Here is a 26,996-nt window from a genome sequence, read left to right as displayed (position 1 = left end):
GGTATGGCCTCGAGCAACCGTTCCGACGCCGTGGGAGGAGCTCTGCCTCCGCGGCAGGGCATGTACAACCCGGCGTTCGAGAAGGACGCGTGCGGCCTGGCGATGGTCGCGACCCTGCGCGGTGAGCCCGGTCACGACATCATCGACCTGGCTCTGACGGCGCTGCGCAACCTGGAGCACCGTGGGGCGATCGGCTCGGATGCGGGTACCGGCGACGGTGCCGGCATCCTGACGCAGATGCCGGACGCGTTCCTGCGCGCCGTGGTCGATTTCGACCTGCCGCCGGCCGGGGAGTACGCCGCCGGCCTGGCCTTCCTGCCCCGTGACGCCGACGAGCGCGCCGCGCAGAAGGCCGGCATCGAGCGGATCGCCCAGAGCGAGAACCTCGTCGTCCTGGGCTGGCGGGAGGTCCCGGTCGACACCGGCAACCTCGGCAAGCTCGCCTATCAGGCACGCCCCGCGTTCGAGCAGCTGTTCGTGTCACGACCGGGCACGGGCGACGCTCCCGCACTCTCCGGCATCAACCTGGATCGGCGCGTGTACCGCCTGCGAAAGCGGGCCGGCCACGAGCTGGATGCGTACTTCGTCTCCCTGTCCAGCCGCACGCTGGGATACAAGGGCATGGTCACGACGCTGCAGCTGGAGCCGTTCTACCCCGACCTCCAGGACGAGCGCTTCGCCTCCGAGCTGGCCGTGGTCCACTCGCGGTACTCCACCAACACCTTCCCGTCGTGGCCGCTGGCCCAGCCGCTGCGGATGCTGGCACACAACGGCGAGATCAACACCGTCAACGGCAACCGCAACTGGATGCGGGCACGCCAGTCGCAGCTGGAGTCCGAGCTGCTGGGCGACGTCGCGCCGCTGCTGCCGATCTGCACCCAAGGGGCCAGCGACTCCGCCTCGTTCGACGAGGTGCTCGAGCTGCTGACCCTCACCGGGCGGAGCCTTCCGCACGCCATGATGATGATGGTGCCGGAGGCGTACGAGAAGCAGCCGGACATGGATCCGCAGCTACGGGCCTTCTACGAGTACCACTCGATGCAGATGGAGCCGTGGGACGGCCCCGCGGCCCTCATCTTCACCGACGGCACCCTCGTGGGAGCGACCCTCGACCGCAACGGGCTGCGTCCGGGCCGGTGGACGGAGACGACGGACGGTCTCATCGTCATCGGCAGCGAGACCGGCGTGCTCGACTTCGAGCCCGCCCGCATCAAGCGTCGCGGCCGTCTGCGGCCCGGGCGGATGTTCCTGGTCGACACCGCCCAGGGTCGCATCGTCGAGGACGAGGAGATCAAAGCCGACCTCGCCGGCATGCGCCCGTGGCAGCAGTGGCTGGATGCCGGACGCGTGCGCCTGGCCGACCTCCCCGAGCGCGAGCACATCGTGCACCCGATCGCCTCGATCACGCGCCGTCAGCGCACCTTCGGCTACACCGAGGAGGAGGTGCGGATCCTCCTCACCCCGATGGGCCAGAACGGCGCCGAACCCCTCGGTGCGATGGGCAGCGACACCCCCGTGGCGGTGCTGAGCGAGCGACCGCGCCTGCTCTTCGACTACTTCGTGCAGCAGTTCGCCCAGGTGACCAATCCGCCGCTGGACTCCATCCGCGAAGAGGTCGTCACCTCCCTGGGGCTGGGGCTCGGCCCCGAGCGGAACCTGCTGGACTGGGGTGCCGAGCACACGCGTGTGATCACGCTGGATTTCCCGGTCATCGACAACGACGAACTGGCCAAGCTCCAGAACATCGACAAGGCGCTGCCCGGGCGCCGTTCGGTCACGATCCGCGGCCTGTACCACTTCGATCAGGGCCCCGGCGCCCTCGAGGCGCGTCTGGAGGCCATCAGCGCGGAAGTCGATGAGGCCATCGCCGACGGTGCCGAGTTCCTGATCCTCAGCGACCGCGACTCGAACAAGGACCTCGTCCCGATCCCGTCGCTCCTGCTGGTCTCCGCCGTGCACCATCACCTCATCCGGCGTCAGAACCGCATGAAGGTCGGGCTCGTGGTCGAAGCCGGCGACGTGCGCGAAGTGCACCACGTCGCGACGCTGCTCGGCTACGGCGCATCCGCGGTGAACCCGTACCTTGCCATGGAGACCGTCGAGTACCTCGTGCGTGCCGGTTTCATCACCGGCGTCACGCCCGAGAAGGCGGTCAAGAACCTCATCTACGCCCTGGGCAAGGGCGTGCTGAAGATCATGTCGAAGATGGGCATCTCGACCGTGTCCTCCTACGCCGGCGCGCAGGTGTTCGAGGCGGTGGGACTGTCGGCGGAGTTCGTCGAGAAGTACTTCACCGGCACCGAGACCAAGCTCGGCGGCATCGGCATCGAGCACGTCGCCGCGGAGAACCAGGCCCGCCACGACTTCGCCTACCCCGAAGACGCCGCGCCCCGCGCGCACGAGCGGCTGTGGACCGGCGGCGAGTACCAGTGGCGCCGCGACGGCGCCCCGCACCTGTTCAACCCCGACACCGTGTTCCGCCTGCAGCACGCGACCCGCGAGCGCCGGTACGACATCTTCCGCGAGTACACGCGTCTGGTCGATGACCAGGCGGGTGAGCTCAAGACGCTGCGCGGGATGTTCGGGCTGCGCACGGGCGAGCGTGCGCCGGTGCCGCTGGACGAAGTCGAACCCGTCTCCGCCATCGTGCGGCGGTTCTCCACCGGCGCGATGAGCTACGGCTCCATCTCGAAGGAGGCGCACGAGACCCTCGCGATCGCGATGAACCGCATCGGCGCCAAGTCGAACACGGGGGAGGGCGGCGAGGACGTCGATCGCCTGCTCGACCCCGAGCGCCGCAGCGCGATCAAGCAGGTCGCGTCGGGCCGGTTCGGGGTCACGAGCCTCTACCTCACCGAGGCCGACGACATCCAGATCAAGCTCGCCCAGGGCGCCAAGCCCGGCGAGGGCGGGCAGCTGCCCCCGCGAAGGTGTACCCGTGGGTGGCGCGCACGCGGCACGCCACCGCCGGTGTCGGGCTGATCTCACCCCCGCCCCATCACGACATCTACTCCATCGAAGACCTCAAGCAGCTCATCTTCGACCTCAAGCGCGCCAACCCCGGCGCCCGCATCCACACGAAGCTCGTGAGCCAGTCGGGCATCGGTGCCGTGGCGGCCGGCGTCGCCAAGGCGCTGTCGGATGTCATCCTCGTCTCCGGCCACGACGGGGGGACCGGGGCCAGCCCGCTGAACTCCCTCAAGCACGCCGGGACGCCGTGGGAGCTGGGCCTGGCCGAGACCCAGCAGACGCTCATGCTCAACGGCATGCGCGATCGCGTCGTCGTTCAGGTCGACGGACAGCTCAAGACCGGCCGCGACGTCATCATCGGCGCGCTCCTGGGGGCCGAGGAGTTCGGCTTCGCCACGGCCCCGCTCGTGGTGTCGGGGTGCGTCATGATGCGCGTGTGCCACCTGGACACCTGCCCGGTCGGCGTTGCCACGCAGAATCCCGTCCTGCGCGCGCGGTTCACCGGGAAGCCCGAATTCGTCGTGAACTTCATGGAGTTCATCGCGCAGGAGGTGCGCGAGTACCTCGCTGCTCTCGGCTTCCGTTCGCTGGACGAGGTGATCGGGCACGCCGAGCTGCTGGACGTCGACCGTGCCGTCGAGCACTGGAAGACCGGCGGTCTCGATCTCAGCCCGATCCTGGAGGGCCCGCACTTCGCCGCCGACGAGCCTCGCCGGGCTCACCGCGCGCAGAACCACGAACTCGACGAGCACTTCGACGTGGCCCTCATCGAGCGTGCACAGGATGTCATCGCCCACGGCGGGAACATCGAGATCGCCCTGCCCATCCGCAACACCGCTCGCGCTGTGGGCACGATGCTCGGCCACCACGTCACGCGCGCGCACGGTGCGAACGGACTGACTTCCGGTTCCATCGACGTGTCGCTGACCGGTTCGGCCGGGCAGTCGTTCGGGGCGTTCCTGCCGGCCGGCATCACACTGCGGCTCGAGGGCGATTCCAACGACTACGTCGGCAAGGGCCTCTCCGGCGGCAAGGTCGTCATCCGCCCTCCGCACGCGTCGACGTTCCCGGCATCCGAGAACGTCATCGCCGGCAACGTGCTCGGGTACGGCGCCACGCAGGGGTCGATGTTCCTCAGCGGCGTCGTGGGGGAGCGGTTCTTCGTGCGCAACTCCGGGGCGACCGCGGTCGTCGAAGGCGTCGGCGATCACGCACTGGAGTACATGACCGGCGGACTCGCGGTGATCCTGGGCGCCACCGGCCGCAACTTCGGGGCGGGGATGTCCGGCGGCACGGCCTACGTGTACCGCCTGGACCTCGCGCTGGTGAACCGTGAGGCGCTCGCCTCGGGCGAGCTCGAACTCGGCTCGCTGGGCGCGGGCGACGCGGAGATGCTCCGCGACCTGCTGCAGGAGCACGTGACCGAGACCGGCTCCGAGCTGGCGCAGCGTCTGCTGGCGGATTTCGACGCCGAGCTGGCGAACTTCGTCCGCGTGGTGCCGCGCGACTACGCCGCCGTCCTGCAGACCCGGCAGGCGGCCGTGGCGGAAGGCCTCGACCCCGACGGCGACGTCGTCTGGACCCGCATCATGGAGGTGACCGGTGGCTGACCCGAAGGGTTTCCTGAAGACCACTCAGCGTGAACTGCCGCCGCGGCGGCCGGTGCCCGTGCGCATCATGGATTACAAAGAGGTCTATGAGGCCGCCGACCCGGCGATGGTGCGCCGCCAGGCCGGTCGCTGCATGGACTGCGGCATCCCGTTCTGTCACAAGGGCTGTCCGCTGGGAAACCTCATCCCCGAGTGGAACGACCTCATGTGGCGCGGCGAGGGACGCGCCGCGATCGAGCGGCTGCATGCCACCAACAACTTCCCGGAGTTCACCGGGCGGCTGTGCCCAGCGCCGTGCGAGAGCTCGTGCGTGCTGGGGATCAACCAGCCGGCCGTGACGATCAAGCAGGTCGAGGTCTCGATCATCGACGAGGCGTTCGCCCACGGCTGGGTGGAGCCCGAGCCGCCGCAGCGGCTGACCGGCAAGACGGTGGCGGTCGTCGGGTCCGGCCCGGCCGGGCTGGCCGCCGCGCAGCAGCTCACGCGCGCGGGTCACACCGTCGCGGTGTACGAGCGCGACGATCGCATCGGCGGTCTGCTGCGCTACGGCATCCCCGACTTCAAGATGGAGAAGCGTCACCTCGAGGCGCGCCTGCGGCAGATGCGCGACGAGGGCACGCGGTTCCGCGCGGGCGTGGAGATCGGCGTGGACATCTCGTGGTCCGACCTGCGCAGCCGGTACGACGCGGTCGTGGTCACCACCGGCGCCACGGTGCCGCGCGACCTACCGATCCCCGGTCGCGACCTCGCCGGTGTGCACTTCGCGATGGAGTACCTCGTCGAATCCAACCGCGCCGTCGCCGGTGACCAGGTCGACCATCAGATCAGCGCGCACGGCAAGCACGTCGTCGTCCTCGGCGGCGGCGACACGGGTGCAGACTGCATCGGCACGGCGCACCGGCAGGGCGCCCTGAGCGTGACGAACCTCGCGATCGGCGTGCAGCCGCCCGAGGCCCGCCCGACGCATCAGCCGTGGCCCATGACGCCGACGCTGTTCGAGATGTCGTCCGCGCACGAGGAGGGCGGCGAGCGGACCTATCTCGCCTCGACCGTGGAGTTCCTCGGTGACGGTGCGGGCGAAGTGCGCGCACTGCGCGTGGCCGAGACCGAGTTCGTCGACGGGCGACGCGTGCCCAAGAGCGGCACCGAGCGCGAGATCCCCGCCGACCTCGTGCTCATCGCGCTGGGCTTCACCGGCCCCGAGCGCACGGCACTGGAGGATCAGCTGGGCGCGCAGTTCACCGCGCGCGGCAGCCTCGCGCGCGACGACGACTACGCCACGACCGCCGCAGGCGTGTTCGTGGCCGGCGACGCCGGCCGCGGGCAGTCGCTCATCGTGTGGGCGATCGCCGAGGGCGGGCTGCCGCCGCGGCGGTCGATCGCCACCTGATGGGCGCCACGGCGCTGCCGTCCCCGGTGCGCCCGGCCGATGTCGCGATCGGTCTGCAGCCCGCGTAGGCTGGCAAACGCCACCCCCCGACCACCTTTCCCTTCCTTTTCCGTGGAGTACACACATAGTGAGACGCGCCAAGATCGTCGCCACCCTGGGCCCGGCAACCTCGTCGTACGAGATGGTTCGCGCCATCATCGACGCGGGTGTCAACGTGGCCCGACTGAACCTCAGCCACGGCGATTACTCCGTGCACGAGGCCAACTTCGCCAACGTGCGGCGAGCGGCGGATGATGCGGGGCGCCCGGTTGCGATCCTGGTCGACCTGCAGGGCCCGAAGATCCGTCTCGGCCGCTTCGAGAACGGTCCGCACGACCTGGCCGCCGGTGACATCTTCACCATCACGATCGACGACGTCCCGGGGACGAAAGACCTCGTCTCCACGACGTACAAGGGCCTCCCTCAGGACGTCGCCCCCGGGGACTTCCTCCTCATCGACGACGGCAAGGTGCGCGTGCGCGTCATCGAGTCCGACGAGCGCACCGTGACCACCGAGGTCGTGGTGGGTGGCCCCGTGTCCAACAACAAGGGGATCAACCTCCCCGGCGTGGCCGTCAACGTCCCGGCTCTCAGTGAGAAGGACGAGGCCGACCTGCGCTGGGGCCTGCGCGCGGGAGCCGACCTCATCGCCCTGTCGTTCGTCCGCTCCGCCCAGGATGTCGAGCGGGCACACGTCATCATGGCCGAGGAGGGACGCCGCATCCCCCTCATCGCGAAGATCGAGAAGCCCCAGGCCGTCGACAACCTCGAAGAGATCATCGACGCCTTCGACGGAATCATGGTCGCCCGCGGCGACCTGGGTGTCGAGCTGCCGCTGGAAGCGGTCCCGATCGTGCAGAAGCGCGCCGTGGAGCTGGCCCGCCGGATGGCCAAGCCCGTCATCGTGGCCACCCAGATGCTGGAGTCCATGATCACCAGCCCCGTCCCCACGCGCGCCGAGACCAGCGACGTCGCCAACGCCGTCCTCGACGGCGCCGACGCGGTCATGCTCTCCGGCGAGACGAGCGTGGGGGAGTACCCCGTCACGGTCGTGGAGACGATGGCCCGCATCGTCGCCTCCACCGAGGAGCACGGACTGGACCGCATCGCTCCTCTTGGGGTCAAGCCCCGGACGCAGGGCGGCGCGATCACCCTCGCCGCAGTGGAGGTGGCCGACTTCGTGGAGGCGAAGTTCCTGTGCGTCTTCACCGAGTCCGGCGACTCCGCACGCCGGCTCGCCCGCATCCGCTCGATGATCCCCATGCTCGCCTTCACGCCCGAGCCTGGGATCCGCCGTCGCCTGGCCCTGACGTGGGGTATGCACGCGACGCTCGTGGAGCACGTGCCGCACACCGACCGCATGTTCATCCAGGTGGACGAGTACCTCCTGAGCCGAGAACTGGCGAAGGTGGGGGACAAGGTCGTGGTGATCTCCGGATCGCCTCCCGGAATCGCCGGCTCCACGAACGATCTGCGCGTTCACCGCGTGGGTGACGCCGTGCACGGGGCCGCTCCCATCTATCAGGCCGACCTCTGACGCTCGTGCGCGGGTGGGCCCTGATCGGGCCCATCCGCGCACGTGCGCTAGGGTCGATGCCGACACGCAGGCCGGTGTGGCGGAATGGCAGACGCGGGGCACTCAAAATGCTCTGTCCGAAAGGACGTGTGGGTTCGAGTCCCACCACCGGTACCATCAGAACTCTCAGTCGCTGACGCGGAATCTCGCGCGGCGCAGATCGCTGTCCCGCGACGAGGGGCCGACCAGCAGGTCGAACTCTCCCGGCTCCACCACACGCCTTCCAGCGGCATCCACGATCGTGCATGCCGCGACCGGCACCTCAAGACGCACGCGCACCGTCTCTCCCGGCGGCAACGGCACCTGCTGGAAGGCCTTCAGCTCCTTGTCCGCCCAGCTCGCCGAGGTCACGTCGTCGCGCACGTAAGCCTGCACGGTCTCAAGGACCGGACGGTGTCCGGTGTTCGACACCGTGACATGAGCCACGAGGATGTCGTCCGGGCCCACAACGTCCACCTGCAGTGTCGGATCGCCGTACTCCACCGTCGTGTAGCTCAGCCCTTCGCCGAATGCCCACGCGGGCGACTGCGTGAGATCGGCGTAGCGCGCACCGTGCTGCCCGCGCACCTGGTTGTAGTACGTCGGCTGCTGCCCGACGTGGCGTGCGAAGGAGATGGGCAGTCGGCCTGAGGGCTCGACCCGGCCGGCCAGGATCTCCGCGAGGGCGACACCGCCCTTCATCCCCGGATTCGCCGTCCACACGATGGCGGCGGCTTCGCGTACGCAGTCGGGCAGGATCAACGGCTTGGAAGCCATGAGCACGACGATGACCGGCTTTCCGGTGGCGATCATCGCGTCCAGAAGCGCATTCTGGTCGCCGATGAGCTCCAGCGTGGCCGTCGACCGGTGCTCGCCGACGAGTTCGATGCGGTCGCCGACCACTGCAACGATCACATCGCTGACAGAGGCGAGCGCGCGCGCCTCTTCGATGAGTGCCGGGTCCGGTTCGCAGGGGAGCACGATGGGCGGCCGAGGCTGCCCGTCGGGGAACGTCTCTCCCAGGGGATCAGGGTGCAGCTCGAGGATGGCGGCGCCGGGAGCATGCACGATCGCGCCGGCGGTGGGGAGGACCTCTCTGAGCCCGTCGACGACGGTGGCGATCATGTCACGCGGCTGCCCGTCGATCCAGTCCGCCTGTCCGGATCCGCCCGCCCAGTCACCCAGCTGCGACTGCGCATCGTCCGCGAGCGGCCCGACGACGGCGATCTTCAACGCCGATGATGCGCGCAGCGGGAGCGTCCCGTCGTTGTGCAGGAGAACGATGGAGCGGCGGGCGATGTCGAGGTTCAGCCTGGCGTGTTCGGCACTTCCGATGATCTCGCCCCGATCGGGGGAGGGCAGACGGGGATCCTCGAACAGACCGAGCTCGAACTTGAGCGCGAGGATGCGCGCGACCGCGTCATCGAACGCGTCCGGCGACAGCAGTCCGGCTTCGACCGCGTCCTGCGCACCGGCGAAGAATCCCGGTGTCGTCATGATCATGTCGTTGCCCGCTCGCACGGCAGCGGCGGAGGCATGAGCGTAGTCGGGCTGCACGCGCTGCTCCCACACCATTCGACCCACGTTGTCCCAGTCCGTGATGAGCGTCCCCGTGTATCCCCACTCGCCCCGCAGCACGTCCGTGAGGAGCCAGTCGTTGGTCGTGATCGGCACGCCGTCCATGGTCTGGTATCCGAGCATGAAGGTGCGGCATCCCTCACGCGCAACCCGCTCGAACGGCGGGAGGAACCAGGAGCGGAGCTTCCGGCGGGAGATGTCGGCCTCGCTGGCATCTCGGCCGCCCTGCGTCTCCGAATAGCCGGCGAAATGCTTGGCGGTCGCGAGGATCGCCGTTGGATCGCCCAGACCCGCGCCCTGATATCCGCGCACCATCGCCGAGGCGAGTTCACCGATGAGAAAGGGGTCCTCTCCGAAAGTCTCGTTCACCCTTCCCCAGCGCAGGTCTCGCGCGACGCACAGCACCGGCGAAAAAGTCCAGTGCACACCGGTTGCCGCCACCTCCAGGGCGGTCGCTCGCGCGACCTTCTCGACCAGCTCCGGGTCCCAGGACGCCGCCATCCCGAGCTGAGTCGGGTAGATCGTCGCACCCGGCCAGAACGAATGGCCGTGGATGCAGTCTTCGGCGACCAACAGCGGGATACGCAGACGCGTCATCCCGGTCAGCTCGTTCGCGCGGAGCACCCGCTCGGGCGAGGTATGCAGGATTGAGCCGACGTGGCGACGCAGCACATGGTCCTCGAGGTCGCCTCGAGCATCGAGCTGCATCATCTGCCCGATCTTCTCCTCCAGGGACATCCGCGAGAGAAGGTCGGCGACGCGCTCGGAGATGGAGCGCGTCGGATCCCGATAGACGGCTTTCAGGTGTTCGTCCACAGTCATGCCCTAGTAGGTGGCGCGTCCGCCGCTGATGTCGTACACGGCGCCGGTCGAGAAACTGACCAGGTCGGACGTCAGCCATGCGACCAGTTCGGCCACCTCCTCTGCACGCCCCACACGCCGCATCGGAATGAGACTGGTGATATGGGCTAGGACTTCGTCCGCCGTCGCGTCGTTCATGGGTGTGGCAATGACCGCGGGAGCGATGGCGTTGACGAGCACGCCGGTCGTGGCGAGCTCCTTGCCCGCCGACTTCGTCAGCGCGATCACGGCAGCCTTCGACGCGGAGTATGCGGCCAGACCGGGATTGCCGTCCTTACCCGCCATGCTCGCGAAATTCACGACACGTCCCCACCCCCGGGACACCATGCCGGGCACGAATGCTTTCATCATGCCGACGGTCCCGAGCACGTTGACCTCGATGGTCTGCCGCCATCCATCGAGATCGGTGTCGACCAGCGGCTGATTGGGGCCGACGATCCCGGCGGAGTTGACGAGGATGTCTGCGCCGCCGATACGGTCTGCCAGGTCGATGACGGCCCTTTCGTCCGTCACGTCGACGATCTCGTCGGCGTCACCGGCACGGTCCACGGTGACGCAGTCGATGCCGACGGCGCGGAGGCGGCTCGCCGTGGCGGCACCCAGGCCGCTCGCTCCGCCTGTGATGACCGCGCGTCTCATCGCTCTCCTCCCATCCGCGGGCCGATGACGCTCTGTCGTTGCGATCCGAGGCCGTCGATGGCGACCTCCATGACATCGCCCTGCTGCAGCCACACCTGGGGTGTCATACCCATGCCGACTCCCGGCGGAGTGCCGGTGTTGATGAGGTCGCCGGGCTCGAGCACGAGGAACTGGCTGATGTAGTGCACGAGGAAGAACGGATCGAAGATCATCGTCGCCGTGGAGCCGTCTTGGCGCCGCTCGCCGTTGACATCCAGCCGCATTCCCAGGGAGAGGACGTCCGCGATCTCATCCGGGGTGACCAGCCACGGTCCCGCCGGGTTGAAGGTCTCAGCGGACTTGCCCTTGAGCCACTGCCCGCCGCGCTCCATCTGGAACGCACGCTCGCTGACATCGTTGACGACGAGCCAGCCCGCGATGCAGTCTCGCGCCTCATCGATGGAATCGAGGTAGGAGGCGCGGCTCCCGATCACGATGCCGAGTTCCACCTCCCAATCGAGCTTCTCCGCGCCGCGGGGAATCCGCACGTCGTCGTTCGGACCGACGAGGGTGTTGGGAGACTTCGTGAAGAGGATCGGCTCACTCGGCACGGCCTGCCCCGTCTCCGCTGCGTGATCGCTGTAGTTGAGCCCCACGCAGATGATCTGGTGGGGTCGGGCGATCGGGGCGCCGATCCTGACGGAGCCGAGCGTCTGCGTCTGTGCGCGGCCGACGCGATCGGTGACAAGGGGGCGCAGCATCTCGATGCCCCCGGTGGCGAAGAAGTGCTCATCGAAATCGGTGACCACGTCAGAGACATCGATGTACCGGTTCTCATCGACGAGAACGGCCGGGCGCTCCGAGCCGGCAGCACCTATGCGGAGGAGTTTCATATCGTGCCTTTCACATGTGTACACAGCGGAGGGACCTCGTCCACACGAGGCTCTCCGGTCGGGGGGAACGGGGAGGAATGAGGTGCGTCAGAACAGCGTCCGGATCAACCCGACGACGGGCTCATCCGGGCGCACCGGTCCGGATATCTCCACGATGTCGCGCCACCGGTCCATGGTCGTGCAGGAGTGCGAGACCCCGCAGACGACCTTGTCACCCACTCGGACGCGCTCCGAAAAGGTCGACACGTCCAGGAAGGCGTGCTGATCGTTCAACGCCGACACCTCCAGCGGTGCCTCGAGGCGCTCCACGACGCCGCCATCCCGCCACACCTCGAGAGCCACGGGCAGACCGTGGTCGTGACCGGCATCACGTCGACCCACGTCGAGGATCGCCCGTGCGCCCTCATGGACGGACAGGACGGTGGACACCAGCGCGAGCGCCGGCCGGAAGCGCGGTACGCCTGGCGGTGCATGCTCCTGCTGCCGGGCGTACAGGCCGTGATCATGCACGATGGACATTCCCGAGCGGATGAGCACGACACCATCCTCCGGCGGGCACGCTGCAAGGGCGCGCCCCACCTCGTCGAGCTGATCGCTTCCGGCGATCGAGAGATAAATCTCGCCGGCGCATTCCGGCTGCACGATCGAGCGGTGGATGTGGAGCAGAGCCCGGAGGTAGTCCGCCATCGGGGCGTGAGCGTCCGCCTCGGCGGGACCTATCGCTCCTTCGTAGCCGGCGGTGCCCACCAGACGGACGCCGGTGGTCGTGCGCACGGCGTCGACGACCGCGGCTGCCTCGGCAGCGTCGCGCACCCCGGTCCGTCCGCCCGGCCACCCCACGTCCAGCAGAACCGCGATCTCCGGGCCCGCGTCCGAGCGCAGCGCCTCGACTGCCGCCACGCTGTCCACCCAGACGAGAACCTCGCGCCGAGGCACCCGCTGAAGCCGTTCCCGGAGCGTCCGGACCCCCTCGGGCCGCACGAGATTGTTCGCCAGCTGCAGGCGGGGCACCCCCGCGCGCCACGCGATGTCCAGTTGTGCTTCGGTGGCCACCGTGATCCCCCACGATCCGGCGGACATCTGCCGCTGCCAGATCTGGGGCGCCATCGTGGTCTTGCCGTGTGGCGCGGTTCGGAACCCCCGCTCGTGACACCACTGCTCCAGGGCCATCGCATTGCCGGCGACCGCTCCAGCGTCGATGGTCAGCAGCGGCGTCGCGAAGCCATCGACGGTGAGCCCCAGCGTCGAGATTCGTTCCCGCGGCACGCCATCCAGTCCCCGCGCCTTGACCTTGCCCCAGGGATCGACCGGCGCGCTGCGGATGTCGTCCGAGAACGACCCGCTCGTCGTCACGAGGGCACGCTCGGCAGCACCGCGACGCAGTCGATCTCGACGAGGATGCCGTCCAGGTCGGCGCCCACCGTGGTCCTGGCGGGCATGGGGGCGCCGAAATACTCGCGGTACACGCGGTCCATGGCCGCGAAGTCGCTGATGTTCTGCAGGAAGACACCGCAGCGCACCACGTCGGACAGCTGTGCTCCGCCGTCGGCGAGCACCGCGGCGACGTTGTCCAGGGTCACGCGCGTCTGCTCCTCCACGTCGCCGCCCGCTACCTTTCCATCCCGCAGCGGGCCCTGCCCCGAGACGAAGAGGAACCGGCCCTGCGCGAGCATGCCGGGGGAGTAGCTTCCCGACGGCTGCGATCCGCTCACCGCTTCCTTTGCGCCCGATCCGTTGCTTTCTGACGATGTCATTCGTGTCCTCCCAGACCCCATGCCGATTCCAGTTGTGCAGCCGCCGCCCCGAGCGCTTCCGCGATCCGCGGGATGCGGTCGTCGGTCATGCGATAGCTCGGACCGCTGACCGAGAGTGCGAAGGCCGCCCTTCCGCTGCGGTCGCGGGCTGCCACGCCGACGCAACGCAGCCCGATCTCGCTCTCCTCGTCGTCCAGCGCGAACCCCCGCCCCCGGATGCCCGTCAGGTCCCGTTCCAGGTCGTCCGGGCTCGTGCGCGTGTTCACGGTGAGGGACGGGAGGGGCAGCTTCCCGATGAGCGCCCGCGCCTCGGGGGCCGGCATCGCCGAGAGAAGCGCCTTGCCGACCGATGTCGAGTGCCACTCCTCCACGTCGCCCACGCGCGCGAGCTTGCTGATCCCATGCCGTCCCGGACGCGCGTCCAGGACGATGAGTCGTTCGTCGGGCTCCCGACCTGCCAGTTCGACGGTCTCGCCGAATTCGGTGGAGAGTTCGTCGAGGATGGGCGCGGCGATCTTCTTCGGGTCGTAGGCGCCGTGGGCGGCCTCGCCCCATTCGTATAGCCGCATTCCGAGGGAGTACGTACCGGTGGCGGCGTCACGGCGAATGATCCGATGCTGACGGAGCGAATTGAGATAGCGCAGCGCCGTCGGCTCGCTCAGACCTGTGGCCCGGGCCAGCTGCGCAAGCGTGACAGGAGCCTCCGCTCTGACGACGTCGACGATCACCACCATCCGGTCGAGGACCTGGAACCCGGGCCGCTGGCCCTGCTTGGTGTCGGAGTCCTCGTGCGTGCTCTCGGTGGTCATCGAGTGCCCCCCTCGTGCTTCATGTCCTGAGACCGGCGTATCCCGGTCCCCGGTGTCGCGCCCGTCAGGGCGCCCGCACGCAGGACCGGCACACCTCCCACGAGCACATCGTCGATGCCCGTGGCGAGCGTGCGTGGCCGAGCATAGTCCGCGTGGTCGGCCACCTCGGCGACGTCCACGATCGCGAGGTCGGCGATCCACCCTGTGCGGATCCGTCCCCGCGCACCCAGGCGCATCGTCTCCGCCGCCGTGGTGGACAGGTGCGCGACGGCCTCACCGAGGGAGAGATCGCCGCGGTCCCGCACATGCCGTGCGAGGAATCGGGCGAAGGTTCCCCATGCACGCGGGTGCGGGTGCGATCCGAGATGGATGCCGTCGGATCCGGCGACGTGGCGGGGATGGCGGAACACCTCGGCGAGCTCCCCGATCTCTCGCTGACGCGGGTTCGCGATGACGGCGGTCGTCTGCAGTCCACTCGCGGCGAGAATGAGCATCGCCAACTCCAGCGGGTCGCGCGCCTCACGTCCGGCCGCCTCGGCGAGGGTCATGCCCCCCGTCCACGTGTACTGCTCCGATCCGGCGTGCGCGATCGTGGCGTGCTCCGCCCAATTCGGGCCCATGTCCGGACGCGCTGCGACCACCGCGGCCCAGGAATCCAGCAGGGCGGCCCGAGAGCGCGAATCCGTGAGGGTCGCCACGACGTGAGAGGTCCCGAGTGCGAGCAGGGCCGGGGGGAGCACGGGCATCGCCAGGAGTGTGAACCCCCGGCGGTAGGGGTACGCATCGAAGGTCAGCTCGATGCGGTCGTTAGCCTCATCCACGAGGCGGCGCACGAGCTGGGCGGGGCCGTGGAAGTGCGAAACGTGCGTGCGCACACCACTGGCCTCTGCGATGGTCTGCAGCTCCGCGATGCCGTCACCGGAGGCGTGCTCGTACCCGCCGCGCATGTGCGAGACGTGGACGCCGTCGTGCCGCGCGACCGGCGCCGCGAGAGCCGTCAGCTCCGCAGTGGTCGCGAAGATGCCGGGCACATAGTCCAGACCGGTGGACAGGCCCAGGGCGCCTTCGCGCATGCCGACTTCCACGAGAGCGGCCATCTCCGCGAGCTCGTCGCTCGTTGCGGGACGGGCTTCGTCTCCGACGACCTCGTGCCGCACGGTGCCGGCCGGCACGAGATATCCGACGTTCAGCGCCGTCGCCGCGTCGTAGCCGGCCAGCAGCTCTGCGACACCGCCCCCGGTGTAGGTCGGGTGGGTGCCGTTGAGGGAACCGAAGTACTCGGTGGCATATGCGCCGGAACCCGGAGCGAACCCGACTCCGTCCTGTCCTGTGATGACCGTCGTCACGCCCTGCCGGAGGTTGGCCTCCTGCACGGCGCGGGAGAAGACCGTACCGTCCGCGTGGGAGTGAGCGTCGATGAACCCGGGCAGGATCCACCGTCCGGTGCAGTCGATGGTCTCGTCTGCGCGCTCCCGGCTCAGGTCTCCCACGCGGTCGATGACGCCGCCGCGGACGAGGACGTCCGCCGTGACGGCGTCGCTCTCCGGGTCCGCCAGCACTGTTCCGCCAACCAGCAGGGTCGTGGATTCCCTACCGCGACTCATCCCTTCGTCCCCGTCAACGCGATCCCCTCGACGAATCGACGCTGAAGGATCACGTAGGCGATGAACGGCCCCAGGAACGACACCGTCGCACCTGCCGTGAGCAGTCCGTAGTTCGTCGTGGATCGGCCCTCCAGGTTGGCGATGGCGTACGTCACCGTCTGCATCTGATCCTGCGAGATCGACACCAGCGGCCACAGGAAATCGTTCCATGCCGCCAGGAAGGTGAAGATGAGCAGCGCCGTGATGACGGGCTTCATCAGCGGCACCGCGATTCGCAGCAGCACCATGCGATCAGGGGCCCCGTCGATCCGCGCAGCCTCGATGATCTCGTCGGGGAGTCCGTCCGCGAACTGCTTCATCAGGAACACTCCGAAGCCGGTGACGATGGGGAGCGCCAAGCCCAGATGCGTGTTGAGCAGGCCGAGCTCGCGCATGATCGTGTACAGCGGGACGAGTGTCACCTGAACCGGCACCATCATGGTGGCGATGATCACCCAGAACACCGCCTTCGAGCCGGGGAACGGCTTCTTCGACAGGCCGAACGCCGCCATGGTCGCCGTGACCACGTTGAGGGTGCACGCGATGACGACGACCGCGACGGTGGTCAGGATGCGGGTGAGGAAGCTGTGCGTCGTGAACAGAGTCACGTAGTTGTCGAGGTGGTACGCCGAGAAGTCCCACGACAGGGCGAGGTTCGTCGTGGTGCGGAACGATGTGAGGAACATCAGCCCGAAGGGCAGCGCGCACGCCAGGGCGAGCGAGAACAGCAGGAGACCGAGCAAGACGGTGGTGACGCGGCGCATGGTCAATCCTTGGATGCCAGGGAGCGGTTCTGGATGAGGCTGAGCGCGAGGACCGCGATCAGCAGGACGACGGCGATCGCGCTGGCGTACCCCATCTGGAAGTTCTGGAAGCCGAATCGGTAGATCGCGAACACGAGCGTCGATGTCGCGCCGCCAGGGCCGCCGCCGGTGAGCACGTAGATCAAGTCGAAGGTCTGGAAGGACCAGATCGTCCCGAGCACGGTGACGATCACCGTCGCGGGACGGACACCGGGCAGAGTGATGTGACGGAACTGCCGGAGCGGCCCCGCTCCGTCCAGAGCGGAGGCCTCATAGAGGGTGGCGGGCACTTCGAGGATCGCCGCGTAGTAGATGACCACGAAGTAGCCGATGTTCGCCCAGACCGTGACGAAGGAGATCACCAGCAGTGCAGCCGTCGGTTCACCGAGCCAGTTCCCGCCGGGAAGGCCGAGTCCGCGGAGCGTTTCGTTCAGGGGTCCTTTCTCGCTGAGGAGCATCCGCCACACCGTTCCGGAGACCACCATGGAGGCGATTGCCGGGACGAACAGCACCGAGCGCACGCCTGAACCGAACCTCGTGCGGAAGCGTTTGGCCAGCGCCTCCGCGATCAAGAGCGCCCCGATGGTCTGCAACGGGACGGACAACAGGGTGTAGATGACGGTGATGCGCAGCGCGTTCAGGAACACGGGGTCCGTGAGCATCCGCTCGTAGTTGCGCAGCCCGACGACCTCGCCGGCTTGGAGGATGCTGTAGTCCGTGAAGCTGAATCCGACACTCATCCCGACCGGGATCAGTGCGGTGAAAAGGAGGATCGCCGCCGATGGCGCGACGTAGAGGATGCCGCTCCAGTCCTGCCGCCGGGGACGCAGAGGCGGAAGGCCCTGCGTCCCCGGGGAGGACCGACGACGCGATCGCGCTGCTGCGAGAGTCATCGGTCTCTTCCGGCTTACTTGGCGTTCTGCGCCAGCGCTTCGTTGGCCGCTGACTCCGCTGCAGCCAGGGCTTCTTGCGGGGTCTTCTGCCCGAGGAGCATCTGCTGGAGGTTTTCGTACAGGCTCGTGTAGACGACGGAGGAGTTGGGCACCGCCGGGTACTGACGCAGGATCTCCGCCTCCGTCGAATACAGATCGGCGAACAGCGGGTTGACGTCGGAGGTCTGCTCGGAGGAGATCGGCGGGTAGTCCGCGATCGAATTGAAGGAGTCCATCGACGGGCCGGACAGCATGAACAGCGCCAGTTCGGTCGCCAGTTCCTTGTTCTTGGAGCTCTCCGCCATCACGAGCACGTCGGTGGCCACGAACGAGTACTGCTCCTCGTCGGTGAGCACGACAGCGCCGATGTCGAGACCGGCCTCCTGGTATGCCGGAGCGTCCCCGTCATTACCGAAGGCGAAGGCCACCTCGCCGGCGGCGAAGGCGGCCTGCAGTTCCGCTCGATTCATCGCGGTGGTGTTCTCGGCGAGAAGTCCGTGCTCGAATCGCAGGTCGCTGATGAACTGCGCCGCCTTGAGTCCCGCGTCGGAGTTGAACGCCGCCGCGGTGCCGTCTTCGTTGACGAGTTCGCCTCCGGCCTGCCAGAGGAAGTTGACGTAGTTCTCGGCCATGACACCGATCCCGCCCTCGCCCCACGCCATCGCGAGACCGGTTGTGTCGGTGTTCTGCTCGACCTGCAGTGCGGCGTCGACGAGGTCGTCCCACGTCTCAGGCGGGGTGGTGATCCCCGCCTCCGACAGCAGGGCATTGTTGTAGAAGACCACGCGCGCACCGCCGACCACGATCGGCAGGCCGTACTGGTCACCGTCGTACAGACCCTGGTCCAGGAAATGGAAGGCGTCGGTGTCTGCGTCTTCCAGATAGGGCTCGTAAGACGCCAGCTGACCACGGGAGATGTAGTCGCCGATCATCTCGGCGTACATGTAACCGAGGTCGGGCCCGTCTCCGCTGGAGAAGCCGGTCAGGAAGCGTGTCTCGAAGCTCTCCCACGGAACGATCGTGATGTCCACCTTCACGTCGTGCTCCTCGGCGAACGGCGCGACGATGTCCTGCCAGAGCGCGAGGTCGCCCTTCTCCGCGCCTTCGGCGGCGAAGGGAGGCAACCAGACGGACAGGGTACGGTCTTCGCCGCCGGACCCCTGCTGGCAGCCGGTGAGCGCCAGGGCGAGGGTGCCCGCAAGGAGTGCTGCGCTGATCGTCGTCGATCGGGTTTTGCGTTGCATGGTCATGTCTCCCGGGTAGTGGCCGTGGGAACGATCCGGCCCGCGAGGGCGCCCGTTCCGAGGTTTGCCAATTCTGTCGCTCTGTGGAAGCATCTGTCAACAGATGAAACCTCCGAGAAACATAGCACTCGGCGGGGTCGCATCTCGGTCACGGAAAGGAGCCTCCGATGCTCTGGTCAAACCTCATCCACCTCGGTTACAACCTGAACCTGGATCGCGAGGGCATTCACGAGGATGAACTCGCGGCCCGCAACGCGCCGGCGGACTACTTCCGCTGGAAGCCCTACGCCCGCATCGACGATTCGACGTGGAACGCGGTCGTCGATGCCACGGCCGCGGCCGGTCTCAACTCGCTCGTCATCGCCCCGGCGGACGGGGTCGTCTTCGACTCCCATCCGGAGATCGCCACGCCGGGCGCCTGGTCGAAGAGCCGTCTGATGGACGAACTGAGCCGTCTGCGCGAGCTCGGCATCGAGCCGATCCCCAAGCTGAACTTCGCCGCCGGGCACGACATCTGGCTCGGCGATTACTCCCGCATGGTCACCAGCCCGACGTACTACGAGGTCGTCGCCGATCTCATCCATGAGGTGGCGGAGACGTTCGGGAGCCCCGAGCTCTTCCACATCGGTATGGATGAGGAGACGTACGAGCATCAGAGGCTGTCCGAACTCGTGGTCATCCGACAGGGCGAACTGTGGTGGCACGACCTGAACTTCATCGCCGACGAGGTGCGCAAGACCGGCAGCCGGCCGTGGATGTGGTCGGACGCCGCCTGGGTGAAGGTGGGCGAGTACTTCGACCGCATGCCGAAGGACATCATGCAGTCGAACTGGTATTACCACAACGTCTTCACCGGTGACGAGGGTGGACGCCCGCGCGCGGTAGATCACGGCGAGAAGACCGCCTGGCTCACGTACCTCGACCTGGACGACGCCGGGTTGGACCAGATCCCGACCGGGAGCACCTTCTTCGAGGAGGACAACCTCATCGAAACCGTGCGTTTCGTCAAGGCGAGGGTGAACCCCGAGAAGGTGCACGGGTTCCTGCAGTCGACGTGGCTCCCGCTCCTGCCGCACCACCTCGACGTTCATCTCAAGGCGATCGACGAGCTTGCCCGCGCACGTCGGATCTGGGAAGGTCTCGACGCGTGAGCACGGGCCTTGCCTCGCCTCTGGGGGGAGTGCTCCCCGTTCTCTCCGTGCCCTTCACCGAGGGCTGGAGTATCGACGAGCCCGCCCTGCGAGCCGAGATGGACTGGCTCTTCTCGCTCGGCGTCGACGGCGTCGTCGTCGGCATGGTGTCCGAGATCCTCCGCATGGATGTCGGCATGCGCCGCGATCTCGCCGAGGTCGTCGTGGCGTCGGCCGAGGGTCGTGGCGCGAGCGTGATCGGCGTGGGCGCCGAGTCCACTCCGCTTGCCGTCGAACTCGCCGCTCACGCGGCGCGTCTCGGCGCGACGGCGGTGATGGTGAATGGGCCGCTCACGAGCGTCGCCGACGACGACGCGCTGGAAGCGTACTTCCGTGCGATCGCGGATGCCACCGGCGACACTCCCGTGGTCGTCCAGGACGCCTCGGGCTACGTCGGACGCCCTCTCGCCACCGGTCTGCTGCTATCTCTTCTGGACTCGTACGGGGCCACCAAGATCCAGTTCAAGCCGGAGGCCGAACCGCTCGGCCCGCGGATGGGTGAACTCATCGCGGCGACGGGCGGCCGCGCCCGCGTCTTCGATGGAAGCGGTGGGCGGGCCCTCGTCGAGACCCACGTCCGCGGCGCCGTCGGCACCATGCCCGGCCCCGATCTGGCCTGGGCGATCGTCCCTCTGTGGGACGCGCTGCAACGCGGGGACCTCGATCGCGCCGACGCTCTCGGAGCCGCAGTGTCCGCTGTGCTCTCCCACACCACTTCGCTGGACTCCTATATCGCCGTCGAGAAGCACCTCCTTGTTCAGCAGGGGGTGATCACCTCCGCCCGCGCCCTCGGGCCGACAGGCTTCCGCCTGGACCCGACGACCGTTGCAGAGGTGGACCGCCTGGTCGAACGTCTGCGTGCCGTCGTATCAGAAACGATCGGAGAGCAACGATGAACAACAACCCGGATGCAGCGCGCTTCGCCGGCAAGTCCATCCTGATCACGGGGGCCGCCTCGGGCATCGGGCAGCGGCTCGCTGAACGGTTCACCGCCTGCGGCGCGCGTGTCGCCATCGTCGACATCGACGGCGAGGGGGCACGACGGATCGCGGACAGTCTGCCGGGGGCGATCGCGCTCACCGCCGATCTGTCGCAGCCAGAAGCGACGCGTCAGGTCGTTCACGACGTCGTCGACGCACTCGGCGGCATCGACGTCCTCGTCAACAATGCGGCCACGTGTGCTGATTCCCCGTTCGAGGAGCTGTCTGATCTGGAATGGGAGCGCGATCTGGCCGTCGACCTGTCCGCGCCCTTCCGTCTCACGCAGGAGTGCGTGCCCGCGCTGAGCCAGCGCGGGGGCGTCGTCCTGAACATCGTCAGCGTGAACGCCCTGCAGTACTACGGCAACGAGTCGTACTCTGCAGCCAAGGCCGCCCTCATCTCGCTCACCCGATCGCTGGCCGTCCGACTGGGACCTCGAGGCATCCGTGTGACGGCGATCGCACCGGGCACGATCGTCACGCCCATCTGGGACGAACGCCTGGCCCTGGACCCGGGTGTCCTGGACAAGGCGCAGCGCTGGTACCCGCTGGGTCGTCTGGGGACACCCGACGACGTCGCCAACGCGTCGCTGTTCCTCTGCTCTGCGGACGCGTCGTGGATCACCGGGACGACCCTCGTCGTGGATGGCGGCCTGACGGCGGGCAACGCCGTCATGGCCCAAGAGATCGTCCCAGCCCAATGACCTTCCTGGCCACCAGCGGCGGCCCCGACGGCGGGCTGTGGGTCGTGGCGGACGGGGCCGGGCCGCGCCGGATCGCCGACATCCCCGACACATCCTTCGCCATGCGGTTGCCGGACGGCTGCATCCTCGCTCTGTCGGGGGGCGCCGAGGGCCGCGTGCAGTTGCTCGAGCCACACGGTGATGCATTCCGGGAGCGCGACAGCGCGCCCTCCGGCGGCGGCGAGCCCTGCTTCGCCGTGCTGGACCCGTCGGGCACTCACATCGTCATCGTCAACTACGGGCCGCCGGGCGTCGGGGTGTGGCGGATCGGCTCTCCGCTCGCATCGCTCACCACGACGGCGTTGCCGGCCGGGGGATCGGGTGCGGTCCCCGATCGCCAGGAATCCTCCCATCCGCACCACGCCGTGTTCATCTCGCCGGACGAGATGCTCATCGCAGATCTGGGCGCCGACGCGATCCTGCGGTGCCAGTGGCACGGCGGCACGGTGCGGCATACCGGCACCGTCCACACTCCTGCAGGGTCCGGTCCTCGGCACCTGGCGGTGGCGGGAGAGCTTCTCGTCGCCAGCGCCGAGCTGTCGAACGAGGTGCTGGCCACGACGCTCACGGAGCTCCGCCGCGCGGACGGTCCCGGCGTCTGGACGCGCTCGGCGGCGACGACGCACGGCGAAGCGGCCTCGAGCCGAGGCGACCACATCTCCTACCCGGGGGACATCGCCATCGACTCGCTCGGCGATGTGCTCGTGGCCAACCGGGGCGCCGACACGATCACGCGACTTCGGTACGACAGCGGCAGACTCCGCACCTTGGAGGAGCGCGCCGCCGGCGGGAGCTGGCCGCAACGCATCCTCGTCGACGGCGATCGGGTTCTCCTCGCGGTGCGAGGCAGCGACGCCGTCTTCGACGGGGCGGTGAGGATCGCCGATGTGCCGATGCCCACGTGGATCGGCCCCTGGTAGGCGGACCAGTCCCGCACGAGCGACTGCTCGCCGCCTTCCGGGCGCCGGGACCGTCGTGCGACACCCCGCGCGCGTATCGCTGGATCGCCGGCGGCCGCGTATCCTCGGCATTGTTCCACCGGCGGCGGGAAGCCGCCGCTCTCAGTTCTAGGATGGATACGTGACCGAGCAAGAGCCCCCCGCCGCATCCGCCCCCCGCCGTGTCGTCGTGGCCGAGGACGAGTCGCTGATCCGGCTGGACATCGTCGAAATCCTCCGCGACAACGGCTACGACGTGGTGGGGGAGGCAGGCGACGGCGAGACCGCCGTGCAGCTGGCCACCGAGCTTCGCCCCGACCTCGTCATCATGGACGTGAAGATGCCCCAGCTGGACGGCATCAGCGCCGCCGAGCGACTGAGCAAGAACCACATCGCGCCGGTCGTGCTGCTGACCGCCTTCAGCCAGAAGGAGCTCGTGGAGCGGGCGAGCGAGGCCGGTGCGCTGGCCTACGTCGTCAAGCCCTTCACTCCGAACGACCTGCTGCCGGCGATCGAGATCGCCCTGGCCCGTTACGAGCAGATCATCACGCTCGAAGCCGAAGTCGCCGACATGGTCGAGCGCTTCGAGACGCGCAAGCTCGTCGACCGCGCCAAGGGCCTGCTCAACGAGAAGATGGGCCTGACCGAGCCCGAGGCGTTCCGCTGGATCCAGAAGGCGTCGATGGACCGCCGCCTGACGATGCAGGACGTGGCCAAGGCCATCATCGAGCAGCTGGCGCCCAAGAAGTCCTGACGCCCCGCACGCGGATGCGCCGGCTCATTCGGCCGGTGCATCCTTGATGTGGTTGGTGATGCGCACGGTGGAGCACCGCCGTCCCTGCTCATCGGTGACGACGATCTCGTGCACCGTGAGGGAGCGGCCCAGATGCAGCGGCGTGCACACGCCCGTCACCCGCCCCGAGGTCGCCGAGCGGGTGTGCGTGGCGTTGATGTCCACACCCACCGCCAGGCGGCCGGGGCCCGCGTACAGGTTCGCGGCCATCGACCCGAGCGACTCGCCCAGCACGACGTACGCCCCACCGTGGAGCAGGCCCACCGGCTGCGTGTTGCCCTCGACGGGCATTGTGGCGACGGCCCGTTCGACGGTGAACTCCACCCATTCGAAGCCCATCTTCTCGGCCAGGGCGCCCATGCCGCGCTGGGCCACCCAGGCGAGTCCGGAGTCGGTGTCGGGGGCAGTCGAGCTCATCATCGCCTTCGTCGGGGAGGGGCCGGAGATGTCCTCTCCCGTCGTTAGGCTGATCGGGTGACGGACTCCGAAAAGCCTACCCTCCTCGTCGTCGACGGCCACTCGCTCGCCTACCGCGCCTTCTTCGCGCTGCCGGTCGACAACTTCTCCACGAAGGACGGGCAGCACACCAACGGCATCTACGGATTCCTCTCGATGCTGGTCAACCTCATCAAGGCCGAGAAGCCCACGCACCTGGCCGTCGCCTTCGACATGGCGCGGCACTCCTTCCGCACCGACCAGTACCCCGAGTACAAGGCCAACCGCTCCGAGACGCCCAGCGAGTTCAAGGGCCAGATCCCGATCCTGCAGGACTGCCTGGCCGCCATGAGCATCCCGGTGCTGCAGAAGGAGGGCATCGAGGCCGACGACATCCTCGCCACCCTCGCCACGCAGGGCGCCGCGGAGGGGTTCCACGTCCTGGTGTGCTCGGGAGACCGCGACACCATCCAGCTCGTCACCGACGACGTGACCCTGCTCTACCCCAATGTCCAGGGCGTGTCGCAGCTCAAGCGTTACGACCCCGAGACCGTCGTGGCGAAGTACGGACTGCCGCCCGCCCAGTATCCCGACATCGCCGCGCTCGTGGGTGAGACCAGCGACAACCTCCCCGGCGTGCCCAAGGTGGGGGAGAAGACCGCGGTGAAGTGGCTCACGCAGTACGGGTCGCTGGATGCGCTGCTGGAGAACGCCGACAAGGTCACCGGGGTCGTCGGCAACAATCTGCGCGAGCACCTCGAAGACGTGCGCCGCAACCGCCGGCTGAACCGGCTGCTGCGCGACGTCGAGCTGCCGGTGACGCCCGCCGACCTCGAGGTGCGCCCGATCGACGCGCAGGCCGTGCGCGACATCTTCGCGCGCCTGGAGTTCCGCACCCTCCTCCCGCGCGTGTTCGAAGTCGCCGGAGCCGACGCCACCGGTTCGGATGCCAGCATCCCCGTCGCGCAGGCCCCCGCCGCGGTGCAGGCCGACGCCGCTGCGCTGGCCTCGTGGACCGCCGAGGCCACCTCCGAAGTCGGCGTCACCCTTGTGCTGACCGGCGGCCGTCCGACGCGCGTGGGGCTGGCGACGACGTCGGGCGCCGTCGAGGCGGATTGGACGCCGGAGACGCGCGACGCGCTGGCGGCATGGCTCGCCTCGGACCGGCCGAAGGTGTTCGTCGACGCCAAGCCGCAGGTCAAGGCGCTGCTGCGGGAGGGGATCGACGTGGGTGGTCTGTCGCTCGACGTCCTCCTCGCCGGATGGCTGCTGCGTCCGAGCTTCCCCGACAAGAACCTCGCCGACCTCGTCGCGCGCTACCTCGGCGAGAAGCTCCCCGAGGCCGACCCCACGCAGCTCGTTCCCGAGACCGAGGGGGCAACCCCCGGTCAGCTGTCGTGGTTCCTGCTGCGCGTGGCCGATGCGCTGCGCGCCGAGCTTCCCGCGCCCGTCGCCACGGTGCTCACCGACATCGAGCTGCCCACCCTGCAGGCCCTCGCCGCCATGGAGCTGGCCGGCGTCGCGGTGTCGCACGAGAAGCTCTCCGCGTTCTCGGGCGAGCTCGCCGCGCGGGCCGACGCCCTCGCGCAGGAGGCGTACGCGGCGATCGGGCGGGAGGTGAACCTCGGCTCGCCCAAGCAGCTGCAGGAAGTCCTCTTCGACGAGCTGGAGCTGCCCAAGACCCGCAAGACCAAGTCGGGATACTCCACGGATGCCGCGGCCCTGACCGACCTGCAGGAGACCCACCCGCACCCGTTCCTCGCGCTCCTGCTGCAGCACCGCGAGGCGACGAAGCTGCGGCAGATCATCGAATCCCTGGATGTCGCGATCGATGACACCGGGCGCATCCACACCACGTACCTGCAGACCGGCAGCCAGACCGGGCGCCTGTCCAGCACCGACCCGAATCTGCAGAACATCCCGATCCGCAACGAGGAGAGCAGCCGCATCCGCGCCGCCTTCGAAGTCGGCGAGGGGTACGAGACGCTGCTGACGGCCGACTACTCCCAGATCGAGATGCGCATCATGGCGCATCTGTCGGGCGACCCCGGCCTCATCGAGGCGTTCAACTCCGGGGAGGACCTGCACCGCTTCGTCGGCGCGCGCGTGTTCGGTGTCGCACAGGAAGAGGTCACCCCCGCGATGCGGACGAAGGTCAAGGCGATGTCGTACGGCCTCGTGTACGGCCTGTCGGCGTTCGGGCTGTCCAAGCAGCTGCGCATCGACCAGTCCGAGGCGCGGGAGCTCATGATGGAGTACTTCGCCCGCTTCGGAGCGGTGCGCGACTACCTGCGCACGTCGGTGGAGAAGGCGCGCGTCGACGGGTACACCGAGACGATCTTCGGCCGGCGCCGGCCGTTCCCCGACCTCAACAGCCCCAACCGCGTGCTGCGCGAGAACGCCGAGCGAGCGGCGCTGAACGCGCCCATCCAGGGAAGCGCCGCCGACATCATGAAGATCGCGCTCTTCCACATCCACGCCGATCTGGGCGAGGCGGGCCTGCGCTCGCGCGTGCTGCTGCAGATCCATGACGAGCTCGTGCTCGAGGTCGCGCCGGGGGAGTGGGATGCGGCCGAGCAGATCGTCCGCACCCGCATGGGTGACGCCGCCGATCTGTCCGTCCCCCTCGACGTGCAGATCGGGCGCGGGCCCGACTGGAACGAGGCCGGTCACTGACCCCTCCCGCGCCCACGGCCGCGCGAGGTACCCCACCCCTTCCCGAACTCCTCAAACCCGAGCCGCCCGCACCCGCAACCGGGGCGATCCGGCCCTCGCGGCCGCGGATCTGAGGAGTTCGGGCACGAATGGGGCTCGCCCGGCCCGCCACCGCCGCGAGCCGCGCCCATCGGCGCCGCGGGTCTCGGGCTCACGCCAGGTCGCGGCCCGGCGTGGATGCAGGAAGAACGACCTGCCGACACCCGAGCCACCCGGACTCCTCAAACCCGAGCCGCCCGCGGCCGTAACCGGGCTGGTTCGACCCTCGTGACCGCGGATCTGAGGAGTTCGGGCACGAATGGGGCTCACCCGCCCCCACCGCCGCCACCGCCGACGCCGCCCGCGCGAGGTACCCCACCCCTTCCCGAACTCCTCAAACCCGAGCCGCCCGCGGCCGTAACCGGGGTGATCCGGCCCTCGCGGCCGCGGATCTGAGGAGTTCGGGCACAGATGGATGCCGTCACGCCGGCACGCCGCCAGCACACGCCGGCACGCCGCCGCCG

At 68.6% G+C, this 26,996-nt stretch carries 18 protein-coding genes, 1 tRNA gene and 2 pseudogenes; 10 read left to right on the top strand and 11 right to left on the bottom strand.

Features of this window, described 5'->3' with window-relative positions; genetic code table 11:
* Positions 1-3: 3 nt before the first annotated feature.
* The 4 genes and pseudogenes from gltB (at position 4) to F6J85_RS08220 (ending at position 7,702) form a co-directional block, all read left to right on the top strand.
* Positions 4-4,580, top strand: a pseudogene (gene gltB / locus F6J85_RS08235) (glutamate synthase large subunit).
* Positions 4,573-6,038, top strand: a pseudogene (locus F6J85_RS08230) (glutamate synthase subunit beta). The pseudogenes gltB and F6J85_RS08230 overlap by 8 nt, the downstream one beginning before the upstream one ends.
* 59 nt (positions 6,039-6,097) lie before the next feature.
* Positions 6,098-7,546: a pyruvate kinase gene (pyk, locus tag F6J85_RS08225; RefSeq protein WP_150924581.1), complete on the top strand. Its 1,449-nt coding sequence runs from the start codon at positions 6,098-6,100 to the stop codon at positions 7,544-7,546.
* Positions 7,547-7,616: 70 nt separating this feature from the next.
* Positions 7,617-7,702, top strand: a tRNA-Leu gene (locus F6J85_RS08220).
* A gap of 9 nt (positions 7,703-7,711) precedes the next feature.
* On the opposite strand, the gene F6J85_RS08215 is transcribed toward F6J85_RS08220, so the two are convergent.
* From F6J85_RS08215 to F6J85_RS08170, 10 genes are all read right to left on the bottom strand, one after another.
* Positions 7,712-9,958, bottom strand: a complete 2,247-nt coding sequence (locus F6J85_RS08215) for an exo-beta-d-1,3/1,6-glucosidase (RefSeq protein WP_420846142.1) — start codon at positions 9,956-9,958, stop codon at positions 7,712-7,714.
* 9 nt (positions 9,959-9,967) lie between these two features.
* Positions 9,968-10,642 carry an SDR family NAD(P)-dependent oxidoreductase gene (locus tag F6J85_RS08210; RefSeq protein ID WP_150924579.1) on the bottom strand — a complete coding sequence of 225 codons (675 nt, stop codon included), beginning with the start codon at positions 10,640-10,642 and terminating at the stop codon, positions 9,968-9,970.
* The gene (locus F6J85_RS08205) at positions 10,639-11,514 is read right to left on the bottom strand and encodes a fumarylacetoacetate hydrolase family protein (protein ID WP_150924578.1); all 876 of its coding nucleotides are present in this window, start codon (positions 11,512-11,514) and stop codon (positions 10,639-10,641) included. Before F6J85_RS08205 ends, F6J85_RS08210 begins: the two co-directional genes overlap by 4 nt.
* An 87-nt stretch (positions 11,515-11,601) precedes the next feature.
* A complete protein-coding gene (locus F6J85_RS08200) occupies positions 11,602-12,867 on the bottom strand; it encodes a type III PLP-dependent enzyme domain-containing protein (protein ID WP_150924577.1) in 1,266 nt (421 codons plus the stop codon).
* Positions 12,864-13,268 (bottom strand): RidA family protein, encoded by a 405-nt coding sequence (locus F6J85_RS08195; RefSeq protein WP_150924576.1) that lies wholly within the window; start codon positions 13,266-13,268, stop codon positions 12,864-12,866. Before F6J85_RS08195 ends, F6J85_RS08200 begins: the two co-directional genes overlap by 4 nt.
* Positions 13,265-14,077 carry an IclR family transcriptional regulator gene (locus F6J85_RS08190; RefSeq protein WP_150924575.1) on the bottom strand — a complete coding sequence of 271 codons (813 nt, stop codon included), beginning with the start codon at positions 14,075-14,077 and terminating at the stop codon, positions 13,265-13,267. The genes F6J85_RS08195 and F6J85_RS08190 overlap by 4 nt, the downstream gene beginning before the upstream one ends.
* Positions 14,074-15,681 (bottom strand): N-acyl-D-amino-acid deacylase family protein, encoded by a 1,608-nt coding sequence (locus F6J85_RS08185; RefSeq protein ID WP_150924574.1) that lies wholly within the window; start codon positions 15,679-15,681, stop codon positions 14,074-14,076. The genes F6J85_RS08190 and F6J85_RS08185 overlap by 4 nt, the downstream gene beginning before the upstream one ends.
* Positions 15,678-16,484: a carbohydrate ABC transporter permease gene (locus F6J85_RS08180; RefSeq protein WP_150920134.1), complete on the bottom strand. Its 807-nt coding sequence runs from the start codon at positions 16,482-16,484 to the stop codon at positions 15,678-15,680. Before F6J85_RS08180 ends, F6J85_RS08185 begins: the two co-directional genes overlap by 4 nt.
* Positions 16,485-16,486: 2 nt before the next feature.
* On the bottom strand, positions 16,487-17,416 hold the full coding sequence (locus tag F6J85_RS08175) for a carbohydrate ABC transporter permease (RefSeq protein ID WP_202980884.1): 930 nt from the start codon (positions 17,414-17,416) through the stop codon (positions 16,487-16,489).
* 14 nt (positions 17,417-17,430) lie between these two features.
* Positions 17,431-18,705, bottom strand: coding sequence for an ABC transporter substrate-binding protein (locus tag F6J85_RS08170; RefSeq protein WP_191906790.1), 1,275 nt, complete (start codon positions 18,703-18,705; stop codon positions 17,431-17,433).
* 161 nt (positions 18,706-18,866) lie between these two features.
* Here F6J85_RS08170 and F6J85_RS08165 point away from each other — a divergent pair, with 161 nt between their 5' ends.
* From F6J85_RS08165 to F6J85_RS08145, 5 genes are all read left to right on the top strand, one after another.
* On the top strand, positions 18,867-19,850 hold the full coding sequence (locus F6J85_RS08165; RefSeq protein ID WP_150920132.1) for a Tat pathway signal protein: 984 nt from the start codon (positions 18,867-18,869) through the stop codon (positions 19,848-19,850).
* Positions 19,847-20,785, top strand: a complete 939-nt coding sequence (locus F6J85_RS08160) for a dihydrodipicolinate synthase family protein (RefSeq protein WP_202980883.1) — start codon at positions 19,847-19,849, stop codon at positions 20,783-20,785. The genes F6J85_RS08165 and F6J85_RS08160 overlap by 4 nt, the downstream gene beginning before the upstream one ends.
* Entirely contained in the window at positions 20,782-21,573 is a 792-nt protein-coding gene (locus tag F6J85_RS08155) for an SDR family NAD(P)-dependent oxidoreductase (RefSeq protein WP_150924572.1), read from the top strand. The genes F6J85_RS08160 and F6J85_RS08155 overlap by 4 nt, the downstream gene beginning before the upstream one ends.
* Complete coding sequence (locus F6J85_RS08150; RefSeq protein WP_150924571.1) at positions 21,570-22,532, top strand: lactonase family protein; 963 nt, start codon at positions 21,570-21,572, stop codon at positions 22,530-22,532. Before F6J85_RS08155 ends, F6J85_RS08150 begins: the two co-directional genes overlap by 4 nt.
* A 160-nt stretch (positions 22,533-22,692) precedes the next feature.
* Positions 22,693-23,304, top strand: a complete 612-nt coding sequence (locus F6J85_RS08145) for an ANTAR domain-containing response regulator (protein WP_135066185.1) — start codon at positions 22,693-22,695, stop codon at positions 23,302-23,304.
* Between the two features lie 24 nt (positions 23,305-23,328).
* On the opposite strand, the gene F6J85_RS08140 is transcribed toward F6J85_RS08145, so the two are convergent.
* The gene (locus F6J85_RS08140; RefSeq protein ID WP_150920129.1) at positions 23,329-23,760 is read right to left on the bottom strand and encodes a hotdog fold thioesterase; all 432 of its coding nucleotides are present in this window, start codon (positions 23,758-23,760) and stop codon (positions 23,329-23,331) included.
* A 57-nt stretch (positions 23,761-23,817) separates the two neighbouring features.
* Here F6J85_RS08140 and polA point away from each other — a divergent pair, with 57 nt between their 5' ends.
* Positions 23,818-26,454 (top strand): DNA polymerase I, encoded by a 2,637-nt coding sequence (polA, locus tag F6J85_RS08135; RefSeq protein WP_150924570.1) that lies wholly within the window; start codon positions 23,818-23,820, stop codon positions 26,452-26,454.
* Positions 26,455-26,996: the final 542 nt, after the last annotated feature.

This window comes from Microbacterium lushaniae (genome assembly GCF_008727775.1).
Classification (GTDB): domain Bacteria; phylum Actinomycetota; class Actinomycetes; order Actinomycetales; family Microbacteriaceae; genus Microbacterium; species Microbacterium lushaniae.
This window is presented reverse-complemented; position numbering and strand designations above follow the sequence as displayed.

Bases quoted from the DNA above. Each gene is read 5' to 3' on its own strand.
- F6J85_RS08210 (WP_150924579.1), bottom strand. From the start codon at position 10,642: ATGAGACGCGCGGTCATCACAGGCGGAGCGAGCGGCCTGGGTGCCGCC.
- F6J85_RS08175 (WP_202980884.1), bottom strand. From the start codon at position 17,416: ATGACTCTCGCAGCAGCGCGATCGCGTCGTCGGTCCTCCCCGGGGACG.
- F6J85_RS08180 (WP_150920134.1), bottom strand. From the start codon at position 16,484: ATGCGCCGCGTCACCACCGTCTTGCTCGGTCTCCTGCTGTTCTCGCTC.
- F6J85_RS08155 (WP_150924572.1), top strand. From the start codon at position 20,782: ATGAACAACAACCCGGATGCAGCGCGCTTCGCCGGCAAGTCCATCCTG.
- F6J85_RS08205 (WP_150924578.1), bottom strand. From the start codon at position 11,514: ATGAAACTCCTCCGCATAGGTGCTGCCGGCTCGGAGCGCCCGGCCGTT.
- F6J85_RS08190 (WP_150924575.1), bottom strand. From the start codon at position 14,077: ATGACCACCGAGAGCACGCACGAGGACTCCGACACCAAGCAGGGCCAG.
- F6J85_RS08150 (WP_150924571.1), top strand. From the start codon at position 21,570: ATGACCTTCCTGGCCACCAGCGGCGGCCCCGACGGCGGGCTGTGGGTC.
- F6J85_RS08165 (WP_150920132.1), top strand. From the start codon at position 18,867: ATGCTCTGGTCAAACCTCATCCACCTCGGTTACAACCTGAACCTGGAT.
- F6J85_RS08140 (WP_150920129.1), bottom strand. From the start codon at position 23,760: ATGAGCTCGACTGCCCCCGACACCGACTCCGGACTCGCCTGGGTGGCC.
- F6J85_RS08170 (WP_191906790.1), bottom strand. From the start codon at position 18,705: ATGACCATGCAACGCAAAACCCGATCGACGACGATCAGCGCAGCACTC.
- F6J85_RS08185 (WP_150924574.1), bottom strand. From the start codon at position 15,681: ATGAGTCGCGGTAGGGAATCCACGACCCTGCTGGTTGGCGGAACAGTG.
- F6J85_RS08195 (WP_150924576.1), bottom strand. From the start codon at position 13,268: ATGACATCGTCAGAAAGCAACGGATCGGGCGCAAAGGAAGCGGTGAGC.